This is a genomic window from Shewanella sp. SM68 (assembly GCF_025653925.1).
Taxonomy (GTDB): Bacteria; Pseudomonadota; Gammaproteobacteria; order Enterobacterales; family Shewanellaceae; genus Shewanella; species Shewanella oncorhynchi.
Genome location: NZ_JAKKRU010000008.1, coordinates 227,113 through 248,225, shown reverse-complemented (window position 1 = coordinate 248,225; position 21,113 = coordinate 227,113). Strand labels below are relative to the sequence as shown.

Below are 21,113 nucleotides of genomic sequence, written 5' to 3'. Positions count from 1 at the left end.
CGTTGATGGTTCAATGCCTGTTGTGGCTAGTTGGTTTACACGCACAGCAACAGGGCTGGGATAAGCATTTTCAGGCCAATACCATTGGGCATCGAACGGTACTCTCAACGATTCGCTTGGGATTGGAGGTACTCAGGCGGCCTGATTATCAAATCACGGAGAAAGAATTGCTGGCGGCCTGGGTATTATTCGCCAATCAGTTGCTCAAATATGGCTATGCTATGGCTGATTTATGAGGGGATCCTTCAGCGCTTTGTGTTGGCGAGTCCTGTGCCTGTACGCTTACATTAAGGCCGCCAAGCATTAACGCGCTGAGCAGTAACCCCAAGGTAGCGCGATTAATATTGGAACCTTTAACTGAGAATGCATGAGTGTCTTTGAGCATTTGCGTGCCTCTACTTTTATGGGTTAATGCCAGTTTATCGGATCGAGTTGATAAAAGCGGCTCAGTTCCCGATACAAGTCTGGGTGTTGTTGGTAAAAATCCTCTGGTTTCTCAAAAAAGACTTCGGTGATGACGGCAAAAAACTCAGCGGGATTAGTCGCTCCATAATAATTAAATAATGAGGGGGTGCCAAAATTTGCACAGTGTTGTAATTGGGTAAATTCCCTACTTAGCACTTCAGACCAAGTGCTGTAGTCGGCAAAATGCTGCAGAATGGGTGCGCCATTGGCTTGGCCATCTTCTTGATCGAGCTGATGGGCAAACTCATGGATTACGACATTATTACCATCATGGGGATCGGCGGCGCCGTCTAGAGTATTTCTCCATGAGAGCACAACTTTACCGTATTCCCATGATTCCCCTGCCAGCACATTGCGTTGTTCCCACACGATACCGCTAGTGTCTTTATGTTGATTATTGACGATAAAGGCATCGGGATAGACCAAAATCTGTTTCAGTTTGGGGTAAAAGTCGGTTTTACGATTGAGTAGCAGTAGACAGGCTTGGGCCGCGATTGTGACTCTTACTTCATCCGTGATCTCAAAATTATCGCAGCCGATAAAGACTTTCTCATCGATGAAAATTTGGATATGCCGTTTGAGTTGCAGTTGTAGATCTGCGGGTAGAGCATGGAAGTAAGGCAGTCTTTTTTTGAGAATGCTGCGCCATTCTTTTGGAAAAGGTTTCATCGTGACTCGTCGACGATGTAAGGTCTTGCGCCAACGACTCGACAGTAGCCAGGTAATTGCGCCAATTCCTAGGATAAGCGTGATAACAATAGCGAGCATACTTCCCTGACTTTATCCTGATTAACTTAGTATTAGCTAATGGGGGTGAAGTCAGCGTAACTCAATCCTCTGGTGAAAAAAGAAACTGAACAGTTGCCGCATTTTATGGTTAGGAATAGCGAACTGGTTGGTTTAGTCGTGTCTCTGTACGATTGCGACCTGTTAGTTTGGCGTGATAGAGAGCCTCATCAGCTTGATTAATTAAGCTATTCGTATCCATAGGTTGTGATCGCTCCCAGCAAGTAATACCAGCGCTGATGGTCAGTATGCCGTCATGGGGGGAGTCTTCATGTGGTATTTTTAAACTGATGATTTTATTGCGTAATATTTCAGCAAAATGATATGCCTCCTCGAGATTGCTCGATGGCAGTACTATCATGAACTCCTCTCCGCCATAGCGGGCAAGCATGTAAGTGGGTTGTTTCAAGATCGATTTGGTGGCATTAACGATTTTCTTAAGACATTGATCGCCTGCGACATGACCATACCTGTCGTTAAATTGTTTAAAATTATCAATATCAAACAGAATTATACCTAGGGGCATGTTGTGGTCCCTTGCATACTCTAATTCTTTTTGGAGTTGTAAATCTAAATAGCGGCGATTATAGCAGCCAGTTAATCCGTCGGTTTCGGCCATGCCTTTAACCTGAGCTGCATAGCTTTTTAATGTCTCTAAGGAGCTCACCATTTGCTGGAGCTCTAGGTTATCAGTGACAGGCATTCTGGCGTCGAGTTTTTCATTGGCAATGGCATTCATTGCATCTCGAGTCGCCATGACAGGCTTGATGATTCCCTTAGTGATAAAGTGCCAACTGGTGAGCCAGATGAAGAAGCAATATAAGATGCCACTGCAGAAAATTAATACGATAAATGCGGTGCTATCGTTTTTAAGTTCGCGGCCTGTTTGCTGAATTTCATTTTCAACTTGGTTAACGAGATCCTGCGTATAGGTCGCAACGATTTGTGCGGCATCAGCTTGGTATTCTAAATGCGCATTGGCGATATGAGTGCTTCTAATCGCTTTGCGAGAAAGTTCAAAGAGATTGTCTTCACCGACCATGGTCTGTTTTATTTGTGATAACAAATTCAAATATAAGTTTTTATCGCCACCGATACTATCAAGCATAGCCTCCATGCTTAACAGCAGTCGCATAGCATCTCTTTGGGTTTGGTTTAGTTCAACCAGATTGTCGATGATATTCACTTGAGTTAACTGGGTAAATAAGTGTTCTCCTAGATGACTAAATAAAGATAGCTGCTGATTGGTATTGATATTTAAAGCAATCTGGTCAACGTTTTTCAGCTTAAGCTGACGTTCAGAGTCCGTATTGATACGCTGAAATTGGGTTTGCATTTCATCGCTAAATCCCGACGCCATTGACGTTAAGTTGGCTTGAATATTGGCTGCCTGTGAATTGGCTTGTAAGGCAGTATCGGTTAACGTGTTGAGTAATGGCAGTTGTTGTAAGTAATACAGTTGAGTATCTAAGGCGTGATTTAATTCTTGCTTATTGACTGTAGAAGTTTCTATTGAGGCCAGTAGTCGTGAGTCATTGATGAGTAATTCCCATTGTGCAGAAAGTTCACCTAACAGGCTAGTTCTTTGTTTTTCATCATAATAGTTATTCAAGCGTGCAGTAATTATTTGTAGTTTTTCACTGTTTTTTGCCAGTTGCAGCGCGGTGGTGACTTTTACCACATCTACCCCGACTAAGTGTTCAATTTCTGATTTGAGTTGCTGTGACAGTAATATGGCGACAACACCATTTAATAGCGCCATGCCCACTATGATATAGAAGGCTGAGGTTATTTTTTGTTTCAAACTTTTCAGTGGTTTAGTGCTTGGCATTATTTTCTTTGTCAATAGCAGGTACCTCTCCATAGGTATTTTGGAGGTGTTTTATCTCTGCACTTAATTTAATGAAAATATCTTCACTGTTAGCGGGTCTGCGGCTTGCGCTAAAACAGGCGTGGCTGAGTTCAGGGTAAATTTGTCCCATGGCAGTACTGGTGAAATGCCCAAAGGATAAGACCTTAGTAGACCAAAACATATTGGCCATGTGGCTTGCCTCAAATGCGCCAGCTATGCCTCTTAAGGATTCATCTTTAAATTCTGGGGCTGTTACTACATCCATACGACAGGGATTACCACCACCCATAGCATAAGCATGTTGTGCCTCATAGGTGCCCATATATTTGAGCAGCCAATAGGCAGCTTGAGGGTTTTTGCTGTCGTAGCTAACGGCAAAGGCATAAGCGCCATTGTAGGGATGACCGCCAGGCACTTGGCTTACGGCTAGACGCGCGCCGAGAATGTTCTGTTCAACTTTAAAGGATTTATACCACAGATTATTGTAGGCAAAAGGCCACATTGCCGCTTGACCTGTTGCAATAGCATTAGCTGCTTCATTGAAAGCAAACTGCTCGTTAGCGGGAACGGCATAGGGCATTAATTCGCGATATTGCTTGGCCGCTTCAATTGCTTCATGGTTGATGGTGGGCACTTCAAAATGGGAGATCTGTTTCTGGCTGTTATAGACGGGCTGCATCCAAGTGCCACCTAAGCTCCAAATCATGCTAGAGAATTCATCGTTAATATGGGGTTTATCACCCGACATTAGCGCTAGACCGTAAAAGTCATGAGTCAGTATTTTATCCGCCAATATAGTGCCTGCTTTACGAGTGAAGAACTGAGCTTGATCTCGTAATTCTGTTAAGGTTTTTGCTGGTGCGAGTGGATAGCCAAACTGACGCAGAAAATGAGCTTTTTCAGTTTTATTATCAAAGAGATCTGCTCGATAATGATTTCCCATAACATAATTGTTATAGGGAATAGCATGGATTTCACCTTGATAGGACAAGATGTTAAGTAGCGATGGGTAATAGGGTTCTAGGTATTTCTCCATGGCCTTTTCGCCATCGGGATCGTAAAGTTTAGCGAGTTCAATTAAGGGCACTGTATAACCATTGGCAGCCCATTCTTTAGCCCAGCCCGCTTCCATTGTGAGTAAATCGTATTTGCCTGAACCTTGAAGTAAATTCTGGGTCTGTAAGTTAAACATATCCTCTAATTCAGTACTGACCACCTGCACTTTTACGCCGGTTTTAGCGGTGAATTTAGGCAACATTTCTTGGGTTAAATAGTCAGTCCAAAATCCTTTTTCAGCGACCAAAGTGATGGGGGTTTTGTTTGTTAGCGGCGGGATTTGTGCCAATGAAAATTCTGCGTAACAAGGCATCATTATCGCTGCGGTTAAACAAAGAAAAATAAATCTGATCCGGTTTAACAAAAATAATACCTTAATGTTACGTATTGACTCTGAGTTAATATCATTAATTCAGCATTATGTATATTTAAGGATAGGTGGGATCAGAACTTATGCCGCGATTTTATGATGGTTTTTATTGTGTTTTTTTACTTTTTGAGCAAAAAGCCGGTAACTCGATCTTAGCTAAGTTACCGGAAAAGGGTGGGAGTAGTGTGAATCGTTAACGGTTTTGGCGTTGTTGTTCTCGTAATTGCCTCAAAGCAATAGGTAGATCGAAGTGTTGTTCAATCAAGAGTCGGAGCAGCTTTGATTTGGATATACTGCTTTCTTCTGCCAGTGTAGCAAGATGGGTTATAGCCGCTTCACTGAGGGAAAATGTTGCTTTGCGATAGTGTGTTTTAGTTTCTACTTTTGCCGGGAATAATACGTCTATTTCTAGGCTTTGTTTGTGCAAGCTCAACACATTGGAATGGCTCCGCGCCATGTCAGTTGTGTCTGTGGTTTTTGTGACAGTTGCATCTGCTTTATGCTCTAGATTGCTTTTTATCTTATTCAGACTTTGTCCCATTGCGTACAAGTTTGCCGCTTCAATAAACTCATCTAACGAAAGCGAGTGCTGTAAGCAGCTAGATGACATAGCGTTTTTCTTGAGATCGCTGAGTCCCATTTTGCCCCCTTCGTTGAGTAGTCGTGTGAGTGGATTGAGTTTGATGGGTCAAATGATGATGCATTTGACTCACCCCCTGAGCGTGTATCGCGGGATGTAGGAGATTGGCTAAGCTGGCAGCACAATCGACTTGGAATAGTTCGCAGGCGATAGTGCGAATTTCTTCGGCTGCTTTTCCTGTGGGCTCGATTTCAATTACCGATAATCCTGATTCTTCACTGTCATCATAAACATTGCGGCAATATGTTATCGCGTCAAGGACATGGATATCATAGGTTTTACAGACTTCTTTGGCCTCTAAAATTCGGTTAGCTTGATTGGGGAGACTTGGACATTGGGTGATCACAAAAGAAGCCTGTAACTTGGGATTAATCATCTTACACGTCGCGACGATATCGTCCATGTGACACACGGTTTTTAAATCGCGGCGCTTAGGTCTTAAGGGCATTAAAATGTAAGCGGCGACTGACATGGTTGCTCGTAGCGCTAGGTTATCTTGACCACCGCAGTCGACGAGAACGACATCATAGTGTTGCTCAAGACTGAGTAAGTCATTACGGATCTTACCGTAAAGTTGCACGCAATTGATGCTGGCAAGTTGCGGATTGTTGTTTCTTGCATGGATCCAGTCAGAGGTGGTGCGCTGGGGATCGCAGTCCACCATAATGACTGAGGCGCTACATTCTGTGGTTAGAAATACAGCTATATTTTGGGCCAAGCAACTTTTACCGCTGCCGCCTTTTTCTCCACCGATTAAGACTATCATGACGCATTCCTTAATTCTTTTGATGACCCTTGTGCAGCGAGTTGATGTGTTTGGAGCTATCCGCATTGATGTCCGAAATCGAATGTAAACCTAATGTTAATCTCGGTCAATTGGCTGATTTTTTGACGTTTTTTAATTAAATTGTCGTAGGCGTTTTTTTGTCAGTATTTGGTCATATGCCGTTAATTTGACAAAAAAGATAAGACGAGGAATTTATAAAAATGTTTTTTATCTTATTGGTTTTACATTGTTTTATCTGTTATCCGTCTGCTAAAAGGTTTGTTTGTGGTGATCGGTAACTGTGCATAGAATTTAGGGTGTAGTTTTTTATTTCTTCCTTGGTACAAATGTTAATTTTATATTTCTAAATGTTATTTAATGATCTGAGTAAATTATCAGCTTCTCAGTCGAAAGTGGTCTTGTTTGGTGAGGCACTTGTCATCAAACTGCCAAATGCTGGCTTTATCATCTCTATAGACTGACGTCTAAATCGCTTGAAATTTCAACCATGGAGAAGGGATGCCAAATGGATATCAAAACTATTATGCCTATTAAGTTTGAACTCGTTGAAACTGCACCGTTATTTCATGAACTACTTAATCTGCGGGCCACAGTTGGCCTCCCTTCTATTGGCGTTGAACTTGCGGATGTACAGGCATTGTTCTGGGTCTCTATTCGATTAAGTGACAAGACTGAATTGGAGCATGCCGGCGCTGGGGCCGCTAAGTCTAATCTATTGGCAACGGCGTGTGTTTATGGCAACAAGCCCGGGCATTTGATGATTGAAGATTTTATTGTCTTACCCGAATACCAATCCTATGGGCTAGCAAAGATAATACTTGAGCGGGTGATGGCCTTTGTTGATGACCATGCAAGTGCGGGAACTTGTGTCAGTATGACCGCCCATGGTGAGCATGAGCGTTTATGTAGTGAATATGGTTTTCAGTATGCTCCCTGCGCTAATTTAGGGCCTAATTTGTTAAAAATTATCGCTTAATATTCGTGTTAGAATGCCTTTTAGGTGTTAGCTAGCGCGTATTTTAGCCCTTGGGTATATAGTCACTTTTGCGTAGTTAACGGCGACATTCATTCGCTTATGTTGTAGCATCCGTAGGATTATCGTGACGTTCTGCATGAGATAACAACCTATGGATCAGCAACTCCTTATTGATGCTGTTAATCAAAAAATGCCCTTTGGTAAGTACGCTGGACGTAAGTTGCTCGAATTACCCGAACCTTATCTGGTGTGGTTCCATAAGCAAGGTTTTCCTCAAGGGAAACTTGGTGAGCAATTAGCACTAATGTACGAAATCAAACTTAATGGCTTAGAAGGCATGCTAAAACCGCTGTTGAAATGAGTTCCCTTCTTTTAAGAAAAATACTGCTTTTGCGATAAGTGTTGTATTTCGTGATAGAGATTAGCGATTTATTGTTTTTAGCGTGCTTTAATGCAGCATATTAGCAAAACAAAAGGAACGCAGGCATGATGGCAAAATGGGTAAAATTAGCGGCAGTAGCGACTTTAGCGTTAGGCATGTCAAGTGCTTGGGCTCAGGGTGTCACCCACGAAGGTACTGTTGTTGATACGATGAACGGTGGTGGTTACACCTACGTACAGATTAAAGAAGCTGATACCACTTTTTGGGCCGCGGGTCCTCAAACTGAAGTGAGCAAAGGCGATAAAGTGGCTGTGGTTGAGCAAATGTGGATGAACGAATTCACCAGCAAAACCTTGAACCGCACCTTTGATAAACTGTTATTTGTTGGCCAAATCGATAAGAAATAGTCAGCAGTATCGAGTGCGCTAACCTGAGCGCCTCTGTAATTCAACGGCTTCGATACTTTCGAGGCCGTTTTTGTTTTTAGCGTTCAATGCCGCTAAATCTGAGTTTGTGACTATCTCGATGGGGACAAAGGCGGCAAAATAGCGGCTATTTTTCTAGCCGTTATTACTCAGCAGGGGATCACTCAAGTGATAGCGTTTGAACAGTTCGAGATCCAGCCTTATCAGTCATGTTATGCACGTGAAGTGAGTGAGTTATTTCACCTTTGCGTGCACAGCATTACCCATGTTCGTTATGCGCAGGCGCAGCTTATGGCTTGGTCTGCGGCGCCAAGATCGGCTAAACATTGGGATTTACGGTTACGTCGCTCGAAGGCGTGGGTGGTTTTAGCCATAGATGAAGCGACTGCTTCTTCAGTTTGTTGCGGTTTTATCAATGTCGAAACCCATTTCCCCCGTCAAGGTTACTTAGATAGCTTATATATACATCCAGATTATCAAGGTAAGGGATTAGGTGAGCGCGCTTATCTTGTTTTAGAAGCTTGGGCTAAGGCACAAGGCTATGTGCGCTTGAGCTTGGACGCATCTTATCTCTCTAAAGGGTTGTTTACTCGGATGGGATTTATTCAAATACAGCGCAGTTATCAGCAAAAACTTGGGCAAGTGATCCCAGGTTTCTATATGGAAAAGAATATAGGAAAGAATATTTAACGTGCGTTTACTATGGTTTCAGCTAGAAAGTGATGTAAGGTATTCCACAGTAAAACATTAGCTTAACGCCGTTTAGTGACACTATTTAACTAAATCAGCACTGTTTAGCTTAAATTAGAATTCGGTTAATCTAAGTCAATTAATGATTCAAGATGGAGGGCAGAGAATGAAGATTCGACTATTTACGCCATCGGATGTCTCGCAGTTGGCGGCAATCTTTGAGGCGAGTGTAATGCAAGGCTCTGGTGAGTTTTACTCGTTTGCCGAGCGCTCTGCTTGGGCTTATATCGAAGGTGAGATCCGCAGTGAGAACTATTGGCTTGAACGCTTACAGGGAACCACTATTTGGGTTGCCGAAACCGATAATATGCTGGTGGGTTTTATCAATCTTAAGATAGGCGCCGACAGCGATGTTGAAGCCGCTGCTGAAGTGGAATGTTTGTTTGTTCATCCAGAATATGCCCGTTCTGGGGTGGCTACCTCTTTGTATTTTGCGTTGTTTGAGGAAGTTAAAATCTTAGCGCTGAAACGATTAACGGTTGAAGCGTCCTATCTCGCGCGTCCTTTTTTTGAGAAACAGGGATTTCGCAGTATTCGTCGTAATGAACATAAGCGTTTTTTGAATGCGGCGGATAAAGCACAGGGTCAAGCTCAAGTGTTGGTTAACTTCAGCATGACGCTCGCCCTCTAACTCAGCTTATCAAGGGCTGATCTGGTTAGCTAAACGAAGCCGTTAGCAAGGCTTTATCACATCGCCATAGAAGCGCCAATAAAAAACACTGCCAAAGATGACTTGTGGCAGTGCTTCTCGGTGAGTGCTTATCAAGCTGGCATCTAATCACTTACTCAATCGTTTGCTTGGTAGTTTGCTAATAACCAATAACCAATAACTAATAACTAATAACTAATAACTAATAACTAATAACCAATAACTAATAACCAATAACTAGTGAAGCTGAATTACTGAATCGCTTTGTTAAATCACTTGTATTACGCATTAGGCGATAAATCGAACACTAATGCGGTAACTGGGCAGCTTGTCGCAGTAAAGTCGACACTCGCGAGTTGTGTCAGGTGTGCGCCGTCCCCAGCCGTGAGTGTTGTGCCATTGATATCCAACGTACCTTCAATCAATTGAACATACAGATGACGATTTGCTTGAGCGGCGTTTCTACTCATCGTTACTTTTTCGCCTTCACTCAACACTAAACGATATAGGGTCGCATCTTGTTGCACTTTGAGCGTGCCATTTTCACCGTTTGGTGTCACTACAGCCGTCAGTGGTGAGCTTTGCTCAAATGCTTTTTGCTGATAGCCCGCATCTATGCCTAAAGTATCTGGGCGGATCCAAATCTGTAAAAAGTGCAGTGGCTCGGTTTTAGAGGCATTAAACTCGCTGTGGTAAATGCCTTTACCTGCGGACATCAATTGAAACTCACCTGCGGGTAAGGTTTTGATATTGCCGAAGCTATCCTTGTGAGCGATAGTGCCGGATATCACGTAACTGATGATCTCCATGTCTTTATGACCATGGGTATCAAAACCTGCGCCGGGTGCCACTCTGTCATCGTTGATGACTCTTAGGGATGATATTCCCATGTGCTCTGGGTCATAGTAGCTAGAGAAAGAGAAGGTATGTTGACTCTTTAGCCAGCCTAAATCTGCTTGACCGCGATCTTGTGCTTTTCTTAATGTGATCATCTTGCTTTCCCCTTTATTTGATGCGGTTAGCGAATAGGTTATCTACAGCGAATTTGCCAGCACCTGATACCGTCAATGAGACTGTGGCTGCTAATAGGGCGAGACCAAATTCGTAACCGTTATTGGCAAGGAACAGACCGTTGCCTATATGTACCGAGAAAATCGCCACAACCATAGTGAATGACAAGACGAGGGCCGTTGGGCGAGTCAGCAGGCCAAGCAATAGGAACAGGCCGCCGAAGAATTCACTTGAACCTGCCATCAATGCCATTAAGTAACCTGGCGTCAAACCAATGGATGCCATCCATTGTCCAGTGCCTTCTAAGCCGTAACCGCCAAACCAGCCAAACAGTTTTTGTGAACCATGGGCGATTAAGATGATCCCGATAGGAATGCGCAGTGCCAGTGGGGCAAAACTCGGGGCTGATTTCAGTGTTTTTGTGATCAGTGCTTTCATGGGATATTCCTCATTTCAAATTATTTAACGAATAGTTAAGGGTATTGTTCACTCAGTCTTAAGTCAGTTTGGCTGCAGTTCCGAAGAACTTCTCCATTGCTAAGCAGTGTAGACTTGACCTTTGGCAAAGAAAATCGGAACATTTTCAATGTCCATTTCAAATAATTTGAATATAAGGTTTATATGTTGCCATCTATTAGTCTCGATGGATTAATCGTGCTCGATGCCATTGATAAAAAAGGCAGTTTTTCCGCTGCTGCCGAGTCTTTGTTTCGGGTGCCGTCGGCACTGACCTACACAGTGCAGAAACTGGAAAGCGATTTAGGCACAAAATTATTTGAACGTAAGGGCCAGCGCGCCGAGCTGACCTTAGTCGGTCAACTTGTGCTGCGCCAAGGCCGAGAAATCCTTGCGGCAACATCAAGGCTCGAAGAGGCGGTGCGTCAACTCGAGACAGGCTGGGAGTCTTCATTGACCTTAGCCATAGATACAGTGGTGCCGGATTTACCCCTGCTGCAGTTGATTGGTGAGTTTACTGAGTTGGGTAAGCAAGTGACTGTGAATATCAGCGAAGAGTCCTTAGGTGGCGGCTGGGATGCGCTCTATTCTGGTCGTGCCGATATCGCTATCGGCGTAACAGGGGAGTTGCCCAAAGGCCAATATCATGTGGTTGAAATTGGGGAGTTGGAGTTTGTATTTGCTTTAAATCCCGTGCACCCATTGGCGCAACATGCAGGTCCAATTCCGACCGAGGCATTGCTGCAATTTCCTTCTATTGTGGTAGCAGATAGTTCGACTGCCCTAGCACAGCGATCAAGTGGTTTATTTGATAGTCGCCAAGTGATCCGTGTGCCGAATATGCAGACCAAAATTAAGGCGCAGCAATTGGGATTAGGTGTGGGTTACATTCCAAAGCACTTGATCTTAGATGCGTTGGCGGCGGGAAGCCTAGTGGCTTGTCATGTGGAAATGCCGCGCCCAACGCAAGCTGTGTTTATGGCATGGCGTAAATATGCTGAAGGCAAGGCGCAGGATTGGTTTACTGCGCGTTTACCGCAATGTGATTGGCAATTTTAAGCTCAGGTTTGTTTAGTGCTTTGTAAGTTGCCACTCACTTTGCTCCTCACAGCATTAATGTTTACGCCATGAGGAGCATAGCGCCTAACCGATACGTTGGCTGTGGCTGGTGTAATGCACATGCTGTGACAATAAATCAGACAGATTCGGTGAGCGATTCAAGAATCGAATAAAGGCCTGTGGCAAAGTCAGTGACTCCATCGATTCCTGCCAGCGGGCTTGCAGCAATGGAGAATAACCTTCTTTACCTGCGGCGGTATAAGATGTTGAAACTCCTACGTAAAGTGACTCAGGTTCAACGGGATACCATAGTGATTGGCTGTCTTGCTGCATCATCTCTAGTCTGAATAAACGCTCACCCAGTGGGCGTCGCCCATCGTAGTAATACCGTAGGCCGTAAGTGTAGGGGAAGCTGCCTGCACCTGTGCCACGGACACTGTTGTTGGTTGCCGCGTTAATCGCCGATTCGAGCGCTTGATAGAGAAACTGACCTTGAATTTCATACTTAACTAATGGTAATTCGAAGGGGAGTAATTGCCCCATCACATCGGCTAGTGTCAATTGTCCTTGGGCCACCGATTGGCGCACACCGCCAGCATTATGCAGAGCAAAGTTCACTCTTGGGTCGACCAGTTTGGCTTCTTGGAACATGCTGCGACTCACCCAAGGTGCTATTTCACTGCCGTGGGGCAGGGCTTTAGAGGGTAAGCGGGTATGGACTAAGTTCTTCGGCACCAGTGCTAACACTTTGTTTTCCATCTCTGCGATAGCGGGTTTGTAGATATCTCGGATCACGCCATCGATATCGGCATCGGCATCATCCCAAAAGATATTCGGATGCTGATTAAGCTGCTGGCGCACAGCTTGGTAATCTTGGTTATCGACTGCCGTGTTAGCACTTAAGATAAAGTGTTGATCTAGCATGAAGTAGTTGCCGCCTGTTAAGCTCAGCATTTTACCTTCAGCGTCAAATACTACCTCGGCCAAGCCGACGACTTCGGCATACTTACCCGCATGCACTATGGGCGTGTTATTGATGACTTCACCGTAGGGCAGGTTGCTCAAACCTAAGGCGCGAAAATCCCCCTGTAGCGTATGCGTGTGACCGCCGACGATAAGGCTAATACCATCGACTTCGGCCGCGAGGCGTTTATCCTGATCTAAGCCTAAGTGACTGAGCACGATAATATGCTTAATACCTTGATTTTTAAGGTGCTCAACCGTGCGCGCGGTAGTGGCGATAGCATCGACAAAATGGGTGTCGGGATCGGGACGAGCGATCTCTTTCATCTGATCTAAGGTAATACCGACAATGGCTAATGTCTTATCGTGGAAGGGCTTAAGCAGGTATTTCGCGCGTTTTTGCTCATGATCATAATCCAAGATATTAGGCAAACCCCGCAGACAACCGGGTTTGTTGAGATCTTCTTGGCTTAAATCCATATTGCCCGCAAGCAATGGGAAATCAATTTGCTTGGCAAACTCGGCAAGTCTGGCGTTACCTTCATCGATATCGTGGTTGCCAATGACCATAGCATCAGGTGCCAACAGATTGAGTAAGTGGGCGTTGGCCTTACCTTTAAAATGGCTGAAATACAGCGTGCCCTGGAAGCTGTCACCACCATGCAGGAAAATAAAAGGCGTATTAGTTTGTGCAGCGGTGTGACGCGCTTTTGTGATGTGATGGCCGATGCGGGCATAACCACCGCTATGGCTGGTCACATCTAGCTTATGTTGGCCTATGTTAAGGCTAAATTGGACGCGGCAGGGTTCAAAATTCGAATGGGTGTCATTAATGTGCGCGAGTGAGAGTGTGTAGCTCTGTGTCATAACTTACCTCTATTACGGCGGGTGTGTATATACCCAAGCAACCTGAAAATGCGAGTTTCAGAGGGTTCTGAGTTATCTGCATTCTAAAAGAATAAAGGGAGCTAGGCTCCCTTTATATTAACAAGTACTAAACTTGGTTAGCCTTCAGCCGGATTTGGCTTCGTCATCATCGGATGCGGCTTCAAAATCACCGTCATCGGATAGGCGAATGCCTTTTTGCTTCATGCGCTTAGTCCAAAGTTTACGTGCCAATTGCTGCATATCGGTCGCGGGGTCGTTTAGATCGACAATCTCTAATCCTAACATAGATTCGATGATATCTTCTTGAGTTACGATACCTTGGCTACTGCCGTACTCGTCGACCACCATCGCAATTTGGGTGTTACGCTTAATCATACGCTCAAAAAGTGGCAGAATTTTTGCGGTTTCAGGCACCACAAATAAACTCCGTTTAAGCTCACCAATCGGCGCTTCTGGCGTGTAACGCTCAGCCAGCAAAACATCGGTGCGGGTAATGTAACCAATCACATCATCATGATCTTGGTCGTACACAGGAATACGGGTAAAAGGTTTGTCGCGATATTGGCGCACAAACTCATTTTGAGTCAGATCCACTGGCAGCGAGAACATCACAGTGCGCGGCGTCATGATTGCCGTAACGGGCATATCTCGCACCTTCAGCATTTGCGTCAAAATTTTTGACTCTTGCTCATCAAGCTCACCGGATTCATGGCCAATTTTGGCCATAGCACTCATCTCTTGGCGTATGTAGTGGCCTTCATCACCTTTGCCCATTAGGCGAGTGACTTGCTGTGACATCCAGATCAGCGGTTTAGTGGTACGTTTCATCCACAGCACGGCAACAGAAACACTCGGTGCGAGGCGACGCCAATGGTTTGCACCCAATGATTTAGGAATGATTTCTGAGAAAAACAGGATAATAAAGGTTAATACGCCCGAGAAAACACCTAACATATCGTCACCAAATACTTTAGCCGCTTGCGCACCTGCAACGGCGGCACCGACGGTATGAGCGATAGTATTTAGGGTAAGGATTGACACCAAAGGGGCTTCGACATTCTCTTTCAATCTACGTAAGCGCGCGGCTGCGGCACTGTCAGTTTGTTCGAGTGATGCGATATAACTTGGGGTAACCGATAACAGAACAGCTTCGAACACACTGCACAGAAAAGAAACAGCGACAGCGACAAGCACTATAATGATGAGGGTTAACATATAGGTGGAATTACAACTCCGTATTTTAGGCCAATATTAGCCCGTGGAGATTCTATCATAGGTGAATTGAGTTACTGGCTAAAATTTATTTGCGTCTGTATAATTCGCCGCCCTGTTGCAGGATCCGGTTTTTGGTGTTGAGGTTAGCTATATGAGTGAAAAGAAGATCAATTTATTAGACCTTGATCGTAAGGCGATGCGCGCATTATTTGCGGAAATGGGTGAAAAACCCTTTCGTGCCGATCAGCTCATGAAATGGCTATATCATTTCGGTGTCAGTGACTTCGAAGAGATGACCAACATCAACAAAGTGTTACGTCAAAAATTGGCGGCCCGCTGCGAGATCGTTGCACCAGAAATTTCGAGTTTCCAAAAATCGACCGATGGTACGATAAAATTTGCAATCAATGTTGGCCAAGGCCAAGAAGTGGAAACGGTTTATATTCCTGAGGATGATCGTGCGACCTTGTGTGTATCTTCACAGGTTGGCTGTGCGCTGGAATGTACTTTCTGTTCGACGGGTCAGCAAGGTTTTAACCGTAACTTAACGGTTTCTGAAATCGTCGGCCAAATCTGGCGCGTGTCGCACTTTTTAGGATTTGCAAAAGACACGGGCGAGCGTCCGATCACTAACGTCGTGATGATGGGCATGGGTGAGCCATTACTCAATTTAGCCAATGTGATCCCTGCTATGGACATCATGCTCGATGATTTTGGTTTTAGTTTATCAAAGCGCCGCGTGACTTTATCAACATCAGGCGTAGTGCCTGCGTTAGATAAACTGGGCGATGCCATCGATGTAGCACTTGCTGTCAGTATTCATGCACCGAATGATGAGTTGCGTGACATTCTGGTTCCGATCAATAAAAAGTATCCGCTGGATGAGTTTTTAGCGGGTATTCGTCGCTATATTGCTAAATCAAATGCTAACCGCGGCCGCGTGACGGTTGAATATGTGATGCTAGATCATATCAACGACAGCACAGACCAAGCCCATGAGTTAGCTAAGTTAATGAAAGATACGCCATGTAAGGTGAATCTGATCCCATTTAATCCGTATCCTGGCTCGCCTTATGGCCGCTCATCTAATTCACGTATCGACCGTTTTTCTAAGGTTCTTATGGAATACGGTTTTACTGTCATCGTACGTAAAACCCGTGGAGATGACATCGATGCCGCTTGTGGTCAGTTAGCTGGCGATATTCGCGACAGAACGAAACGTTTAGCGAAAAAACGCATGCAAGAAAACCAGATTTCAGTCACAATGAATTAACTCTTTGTTTGCACAGATTTATAGGCTTGCCCATGAAGCATGGATTGCCAAGGTTTTCGTTGATTTTAAGCCTGTCATTATTGATGACAGGATGCGTCACTGAGCGTACTTATACTGGGACAGATATTCCTGTTTCGGAACGAAAGTTAGACAAAGTCGCCGCCGCAAGAGAGCGGATGCAGCTCGGTTTAACCTATTTAAATCGAGGTAGCACGGAACAAGCCAAATACAATCTTGATAAAGCATTAGAATATGCTCCAGAGCTCGAAGATGTGCATACCGCTCTGGCTTATTACTATCAAACCGTGGGCGATTTAGTGCGTACCGAAGAGTCGTACATGAATGCCATTAGTACTAAGGACGCCTCTGGCGATTCCATGAATAATTTCGGGGTGTTTTTGTGCCAACAAAAGCAATACAACAAAGCTGAAAAAATGTTTTTGGCCGCAATTGAAATGCCCAAATATACGCGCACTGCCTCAAGCTATGAGAACTTAGGTCTTTGTAGTCGCGAAGCAGGACAAGCAGAAAAGGCACGACAGTATTTTCAGATGGCGTTAAAGTATGACCCGAGACGCTCGGTGTCATTACTGGAGTTGGCAGAGTTAGAAGTCGATCAAGGTGATTTTATTCAGGCGCGAAACCAATTAGCGCGCTATCACCAAGTGGCTGAGCAAACTCCAGAAAGTTTAGCGCTCGGGATCAAAATAGAGCAGGCAGTGAATGATGATGCCGCTGTGAAGAGATTTGGTATTTTATTGCTTGCCAAATTCCCAGCATCACCTCAGGCCAAGCAATACAGAGTTAATTTGCATCAATGAAAGATCATGAAACCAATGCGCCAGTTGAGTCGGTAGCACCGCAATCAGTCGCGCTAGATGTCACGCTTGGTACTTTATTAAAAGCCGCCCGCGAAAAAATGGGCCTTAGTATTCAAGATGCCGCTGTAAAGCTGCATCTACGTCCTCGTATTATTGAAGATATTGAAGCTGACAATTTTACAAATATTGCCTCATCGACTTATGTACGTGGCTATGTGAAAAACTACGCGCGTATGGTCAGTGCCGATGCGGCTTTGATTGAAGCTTGTCTTGTGCAGCAAGTGCCAGTTGTGACTGAGCCTGCAATGCAAAGTTTTTCACGCAAAACCACATATCAAGCTCGCGATACACGTTTAACTTGGCTGAGTATTTTTATCGTCATAGTGTTACTCGGTTCGTTAGTCGTCTGGTGGATGCAAAAAACGACCTTGCTGAGCACTATTGATGTGTCGCAACCCACGGCTGAAGAGGTCGCAGCAGCGAATCAGACGCTGCCAGGTGATGTGTTATTGACCGAAACGGATGCCAGTCCTCGTTTGACTGAGATTGCCGCAAACGGCTCAATGTCTATCGATGGTCCAATTAAAGATACAGATGCAAGCACTATTGATGTCAGCACAGGACCAACGGACAATAATTATCCTCAGACCGTTGATACGAGTAATGAAGATGGCGGTTCAGCAATCGCAGCCACTACGACAACGCCATCGGTTCCGCAAACGACAGCTCCTGTGGTCCAACAGCCTGTTAGTGCAACGCCTTCACCGACCACAACATCAACGACCACTGCCACTGCAGCAAGTACTTTAGTTGCTGTTGCAGGACAATCGATTATAGATGTCCAGTTGACGGGTGATTGCTGGATAAACATTGTTGATGCTAAAGGTAAAGCGTTAGTCGATGGTGTTAAAGGCGCTGGCGCAACAGTGCAAGTGAGCGGTGTACCGCCGTTTAAAGTCATTTTAGGTGCGCCCCATGTAGCGACTTTAAGCTTAGATGGACAAATTGTTAGCCTAGCGGATTTCCCCAAGGGACGAGTCGCGCGTTTAACCTTGCCTAAAGCCTAACGACCGCGTAATGATCTGCAGCACGTACCGAAATAGAGCGTATTAAGCATGTATAATGAAACTCCCATAAAAAGACGTCCTTCCACCCGCATTTATGTGGGTAATGTACCGATTGGTGATGGGGCGCCGATTGCTGTTCAGTCAATGACCAATACTAAGACCACAGATGTTGAAGCGACAATTGCTCAAATTCGTGCCTTAGAGAAAGTCGGTGCCGATATAGTGCGTATCTCTGTACCCACTATGGATGCGGCTGAAGCCTTTAAGCTCATTAAGCAAGCGGTCAATGTTCCTTTAGTGGCCGACATTCATTTTGATTATCGCATTGCTCTAAAAGTTGCCGAGTACGGTGTCGATTGCCTTCGAATCAATCCGGGCAATATAGGCAATGAAGAGCGTATTCGTAGCGTGGTGGAATGTGCCCGTGACCATAATATTCCCATCCGTATTGGTGTGAATGGTGGTTCATTAGAGAAAGATCTAATGGACAAGTACAAAGAACCCACACCTGAAGCCTTGCTTGAATCAGCTATGCGCCATGTGGATATTCTGGACAGATTGAACTTTGATCAGTTCAAGGTCAGCGTTAAAGCCTCCGATGTATTTTTAGCGGTCGAATCCTACCGTTTATTAGCGAAACAAATTCGTCAACCCTTGCATTTAGGCATTACCGAAGCAGGTGGCGCGCGCGCGGGTTCAGTGAAATCGGCCGTAGGCTTAGGCATGTTATTGGCCGAAGGCATAGGTGATACCCTACGTATTTCCTTGGCCGCTGATCCGGTCGAAGAAATCAAAGTCGGTTTTGACATTTTAAAGTCGCTGCGTATTCGTAGCCGTGGCATTAACTTCATTGCTTGTCCATCTTGTTCTCGTCAAGAGTTCGATGTGATCAGTACAGTCAATGAGTTAGAGCGTCGCCTCGAAGACGTGACTACCGCCATGGATGTGTCTATTATCGGCTGCGTAGTTAACGGCCCAGGTGAAGCCTTAGTGTCGCACATCGGTTTAACCGGTGGGCACAATAAGAGCGGTTACTATGATGAGGGTGAACGTCAAAAAGAACGTTTTGACAACGACAACATTGTCGATTCCCTTGAAGCGAAAATTCGCGCAAAAGCCAGTCAAATGGCGAACCGTATTCAAATCAAAGACACAACTGAGTAATATGTACCCGCATTTGGGCATAGATTACGCCTAATGATGTTGAGCTAGGCCCCGAAACCGACGGGGTCGTTTTACGTTTTACGCTCAAAAGCCTATAATGCGTGACATTTTTATTAATTTAGCGAAATCGGACGAGTCGATACAGTGGCAAAACAGATCCAAGCGATTCGCGGAATGAATGACATTCTGCCAACTCAAAGTCCTCTATGGCAAAAAGTGGAAGCGGTACTACGTTCGAGCGTCAGTGCTTACGGTTACAGCGAAATCCGCACTCCAATAGTGGAAAATACCGATCTTTTTAAACGCTCTATCGGTGAAGTGACTGATATTGTTGAAAAAGAAATGTATACCTTCGCAGATAATAACGGTGACAGCTTAACGCTACGCCCTGAAGGTACCGCGTCGACAGTGCGTGCAGGTAACGAAAACGGTCTGCTATATAACCAAGAGCAACGTCTTTGGTATATGGGTCCTATGTTCCGCCACGAACGTCCACAAAAAGGCCGTTATCGTCAGTTTAACCAATTTGGCGTTGAAGTGTATGGCATTGGCTCGGCTGATATTGATGCTGAAGTCTTGATGCTATCGGCACGCCTGTGGGAAAAACTCGGTATTAGCGAGCACGTCTCGCTAGAGCTAAATACCTTAGGTGATCCTGCTGAGCGAGCTGTTTATCGTGATGCCTTGATTGCGTTTTTAGAGCAGCATAAAGATGCGCTCGATGAAGACAGTAAGCGTCGCATGTACAGCAATCCGCTGCGAGTATTGGATTCAAAAGATCAAAATGTCCAAGCCATATTGGTTGATGCACCTGAGTTAATGGATTTTCTCGGTGAAGAATCGAAGACACATTTTTCACAATTGCGTGAACTACTTGATGCTGTGGGTATCAAATACACCATTAATCCGCGTCTAGTACGTGGTTTAGATTACTATAATCGTACTGTATTTGAATGGGTTACATCTAGTTTAGGCTCACAAGGTACTGTACTTGCGGGTGGTCGCTACGATGGTTTAGTCGCCCAGTTAGGTGGTAAAGATACTCCAGCGGTCGGTTTTGCTATGGGCTTAGAGCGCATTGTCTTGCTGCTTGAAACCTTAGAGCTGACCAAAGATATTCCGCCAGAAGTGGATGTGTATGTCACGGCCATGGGTGATAGCTGTCTGGTTGAAGCCATCAAGGTCGCGCAGGAATTACGTAACGCACTGCCAAACCTTAAAGTGATGAGTCACTGTGGCGGCGGTAACGTGAAGAAACAAATGAAGCGTGCCGACAAAAGCGGTGCGAGTGTGGCACTACTGATAGGTGAAGATGAACTTGCCGAAGGTATGGTTACGGTTAAACATTTACGCAATGACATCGAACAACAACGGGTAGCTCGAAGTGCCTTAGGCGCATTTTTGGCTGAACTGATCAAATAAAGGGGACGTGCGCGTGGAAATTTATAGCACAGAAGAACAACAAGTTGATGCTATCAAGCAGTTCTGGAAAGATTACGGAAATTCAATTTTAATCGGTGCCGTAGTGGGTTTAGGCGGCCTATATGCGTGGAATTATTATTCTGACGTTAAAGTGGCGCAAGCGGAAGAAGCTTCAAAAGCGTTCCAAAATTTGACCACTAAATCTGCCGATGAAGCCGCTATGCTTGCGGGTGTCGCCGAGTTTTCTAAAAATCACGATCAAAAGGGCTATCAAGCCTTGTTAGAATTGATCGTGGCCAAAACTGCGGTAGAAGCGAAGGATTATCCAAAAGCGATTGATGCCTTGAACAAGGTGATTGCGGCTAAACCTGGTGCTGGTTTAGATGTGATTGCGACTTTGCGTGTAGCACGAGTACAAGCAGAGCAAGGTCAAATTGATGCAGCTCTAGCGACCTTAGATCAAGTAACAGATAAAGCTTTCTTTGCTCAGCGCGATGAGTTGAAAGGTGATTTCTTAGTACGTCAAGGTGAAGTTGAGAAGGCAAAAACAGCTTATCAAGCTGCCATGGACAATGGTGGTGTGGTGACAAGCCCTGCGCTTAAAATCAAACTTGATAGCCTAAATCAGGCATAAGG

General features: G+C 44.9%; 21 protein-coding genes and 1 pseudogene. 13 read left to right on the top strand and 9 right to left on the bottom strand.

Annotated elements, in window-relative coordinates:
• Positions 1 to 236 (top strand): annotated as a pseudogene (locus L5M40_RS14670) (IS4 family transposase); the annotation flags it as partial.
• Positions 237 to 408: 172 nt separating this feature from the next.
• On the opposite strand, the gene L5M40_RS14665 reads toward L5M40_RS14670, so the two are convergent.
• The 5 genes from L5M40_RS14665 to L5M40_RS14645 all read right to left on the bottom strand — a co-directional run bounded on the left by L5M40_RS14665 (position 409) and on the right by L5M40_RS14645 (position 5,935).
• Positions 409 to 1,233: a zinc-dependent peptidase gene (locus L5M40_RS14665; protein ID WP_263209611.1), complete on the bottom strand. Its 825-nt coding sequence runs from the start codon at positions 1,231 to 1,233 to the stop codon at positions 409 to 411.
• A 109-nt stretch (positions 1,234 to 1,342) separates the two neighbouring features.
• Entirely contained in the window at positions 1,343 to 3,082 is a 1,740-nt protein-coding gene (locus L5M40_RS14660; protein ID WP_173497943.1) for a GGDEF domain-containing protein, read from the bottom strand.
• On the bottom strand, positions 3,069 to 4,472 hold the full coding sequence (locus L5M40_RS14655) for an ABC transporter substrate-binding protein (protein ID WP_028761267.1): 1,404 nt from the start codon (positions 4,470 to 4,472) through the stop codon (positions 3,069 to 3,071). Before L5M40_RS14655 ends, L5M40_RS14660 begins: the two co-directional genes overlap by 14 nt.
• 250 nt (positions 4,473 to 4,722) lie before the next feature.
• Positions 4,723 to 5,169 (bottom strand): CopG family transcriptional regulator, encoded by a 447-nt coding sequence (locus tag L5M40_RS14650; RefSeq protein WP_263256831.1) that lies wholly within the window; start codon positions 5,167 to 5,169, stop codon positions 4,723 to 4,725.
• Complete coding sequence (locus L5M40_RS14645) at positions 5,129 to 5,935, bottom strand: division plane positioning ATPase MipZ (protein WP_263165746.1); 807 nt, start codon at positions 5,933 to 5,935, stop codon at positions 5,129 to 5,131. The genes L5M40_RS14650 and L5M40_RS14645 overlap by 41 nt, the downstream gene beginning before the upstream one ends.
• A gap of 526 nt (positions 5,936 to 6,461) precedes the next feature.
• Here L5M40_RS14645 and L5M40_RS14640 point away from each other — a divergent pair.
• The 5 genes from L5M40_RS14640 to L5M40_RS14620 all read left to right on the top strand — a co-directional run bounded on the left by L5M40_RS14640 (position 6,462) and on the right by L5M40_RS14620 (position 9,120).
• Complete coding sequence (locus tag L5M40_RS14640; protein ID WP_105251887.1) at positions 6,462 to 6,932, top strand: GNAT family N-acetyltransferase; 471 nt, start codon at positions 6,462 to 6,464, stop codon at positions 6,930 to 6,932.
• Between the two features lie 151 nt (positions 6,933 to 7,083).
• The gene (locus tag L5M40_RS14635; protein ID WP_006082494.1) at positions 7,084 to 7,293 is read left to right on the top strand and encodes a DUF3820 family protein; all 210 of its coding nucleotides are present in this window, start codon (positions 7,084 to 7,086) and stop codon (positions 7,291 to 7,293) included.
• A gap of 125 nt (positions 7,294 to 7,418) precedes the next feature.
• Positions 7,419 to 7,721: a hypothetical protein gene (locus L5M40_RS14630; RefSeq protein WP_006082493.1), complete on the top strand. Its 303-nt coding sequence runs from the start codon at positions 7,419 to 7,421 to the stop codon at positions 7,719 to 7,721.
• A gap of 186 nt (positions 7,722 to 7,907) precedes the next feature.
• On the top strand, positions 7,908 to 8,429 hold the full coding sequence (locus L5M40_RS14625; RefSeq protein ID WP_212601114.1) for a GNAT family N-acetyltransferase: 522 nt from the start codon (positions 7,908 to 7,910) through the stop codon (positions 8,427 to 8,429).
• A gap of 166 nt (positions 8,430 to 8,595) precedes the next feature.
• Positions 8,596 to 9,120, top strand: a complete 525-nt coding sequence (locus L5M40_RS14620) for a GNAT family N-acetyltransferase (protein WP_173243682.1) — start codon at positions 8,596 to 8,598, stop codon at positions 9,118 to 9,120.
• A gap of 299 nt (positions 9,121 to 9,419) precedes the next feature.
• On the opposite strand, the gene L5M40_RS14615 is transcribed toward L5M40_RS14620, so the two are convergent.
• Positions 9,420 to 10,130, bottom strand: coding sequence for a pirin family protein (locus L5M40_RS14615; RefSeq protein ID WP_263256830.1), 711 nt, complete (start codon positions 10,128 to 10,130; stop codon positions 9,420 to 9,422).
• 13 nt (positions 10,131 to 10,143) lie between these two features.
• Positions 10,144 to 10,587, bottom strand: coding sequence for a DoxX family protein (locus L5M40_RS14610; protein ID WP_028761260.1), 444 nt, complete (start codon positions 10,585 to 10,587; stop codon positions 10,144 to 10,146).
• Positions 10,588 to 10,770: 183 nt separating this feature from the next.
• Here L5M40_RS14610 and L5M40_RS14605 point away from each other — a divergent pair, with 183 nt between their 5' ends.
• Positions 10,771 to 11,664: a LysR substrate-binding domain-containing protein gene (locus L5M40_RS14605; protein WP_263256828.1), complete on the top strand. Its 894-nt coding sequence runs from the start codon at positions 10,771 to 10,773 to the stop codon at positions 11,662 to 11,664.
• Between the two features lie 84 nt (positions 11,665 to 11,748).
• Here the strand turns inward: L5M40_RS14605 and L5M40_RS14600 are convergent, their stop codons facing one another.
• Both L5M40_RS14600 and L5M40_RS14595 read right to left on the bottom strand, forming a co-directional pair.
• On the bottom strand, positions 11,749 to 13,494 hold the full coding sequence (locus L5M40_RS14600; RefSeq protein WP_219250961.1) for a bifunctional metallophosphatase/5'-nucleotidase: 1,746 nt from the start codon (positions 13,492 to 13,494) through the stop codon (positions 11,749 to 11,751).
• Between the two features lie 144 nt (positions 13,495 to 13,638).
• On the bottom strand, positions 13,639 to 14,730 hold the full coding sequence (locus tag L5M40_RS14595) for a CNNM domain-containing protein (protein ID WP_173243691.1): 1,092 nt from the start codon (positions 14,728 to 14,730) through the stop codon (positions 13,639 to 13,641).
• 151 nt (positions 14,731 to 14,881) lie between these two features.
• Here L5M40_RS14595 and L5M40_RS14590 point away from each other — a divergent pair, with 151 nt between their 5' ends.
• From L5M40_RS14590 to L5M40_RS14565, 6 genes are all read left to right on the top strand, one after another.
• A complete protein-coding gene (locus L5M40_RS14590) occupies positions 14,882 to 16,003 on the top strand; it encodes a bifunctional tRNA (adenosine(37)-C2)-methyltransferase TrmG/ribosomal RNA large subunit methyltransferase RlmN (protein ID WP_028761256.1) in 1,122 nt (373 codons plus the stop codon).
• A 32-nt stretch (positions 16,004 to 16,035) separates the two neighbouring features.
• Positions 16,036 to 16,824: a type IV pilus biogenesis/stability protein PilW gene (pilW, locus tag L5M40_RS14585; RefSeq protein ID WP_028761255.1), complete on the top strand. Its 789-nt coding sequence runs from the start codon at positions 16,036 to 16,038 to the stop codon at positions 16,822 to 16,824.
• Positions 16,821 to 17,891, top strand: coding sequence for a RodZ domain-containing protein (locus L5M40_RS14580; protein ID WP_219250960.1), 1,071 nt, complete (start codon positions 16,821 to 16,823; stop codon positions 17,889 to 17,891). The genes pilW and L5M40_RS14580 overlap by 4 nt, the downstream gene beginning before the upstream one ends.
• Before the next feature lie 48 nt (positions 17,892 to 17,939).
• Entirely contained in the window at positions 17,940 to 19,055 is a 1,116-nt protein-coding gene (ispG, locus tag L5M40_RS14575; protein ID WP_105251894.1) for a flavodoxin-dependent (E)-4-hydroxy-3-methylbut-2-enyl-diphosphate synthase, read from the top strand.
• Positions 19,056 to 19,199: 144 nt separating this feature from the next.
• On the top strand, positions 19,200 to 20,477 hold the full coding sequence (gene hisS, locus L5M40_RS14570; protein WP_113939438.1) for a histidine--tRNA ligase: 1,278 nt from the start codon (positions 19,200 to 19,202) through the stop codon (positions 20,475 to 20,477).
• A gap of 13 nt (positions 20,478 to 20,490) precedes the next feature.
• On the top strand, positions 20,491 to 21,111 hold the full coding sequence (locus tag L5M40_RS14565) for a tetratricopeptide repeat protein (protein ID WP_113939439.1): 621 nt from the start codon (positions 20,491 to 20,493) through the stop codon (positions 21,109 to 21,111).
• Positions 21,112 to 21,113: the final 2 nt, after the last annotated feature.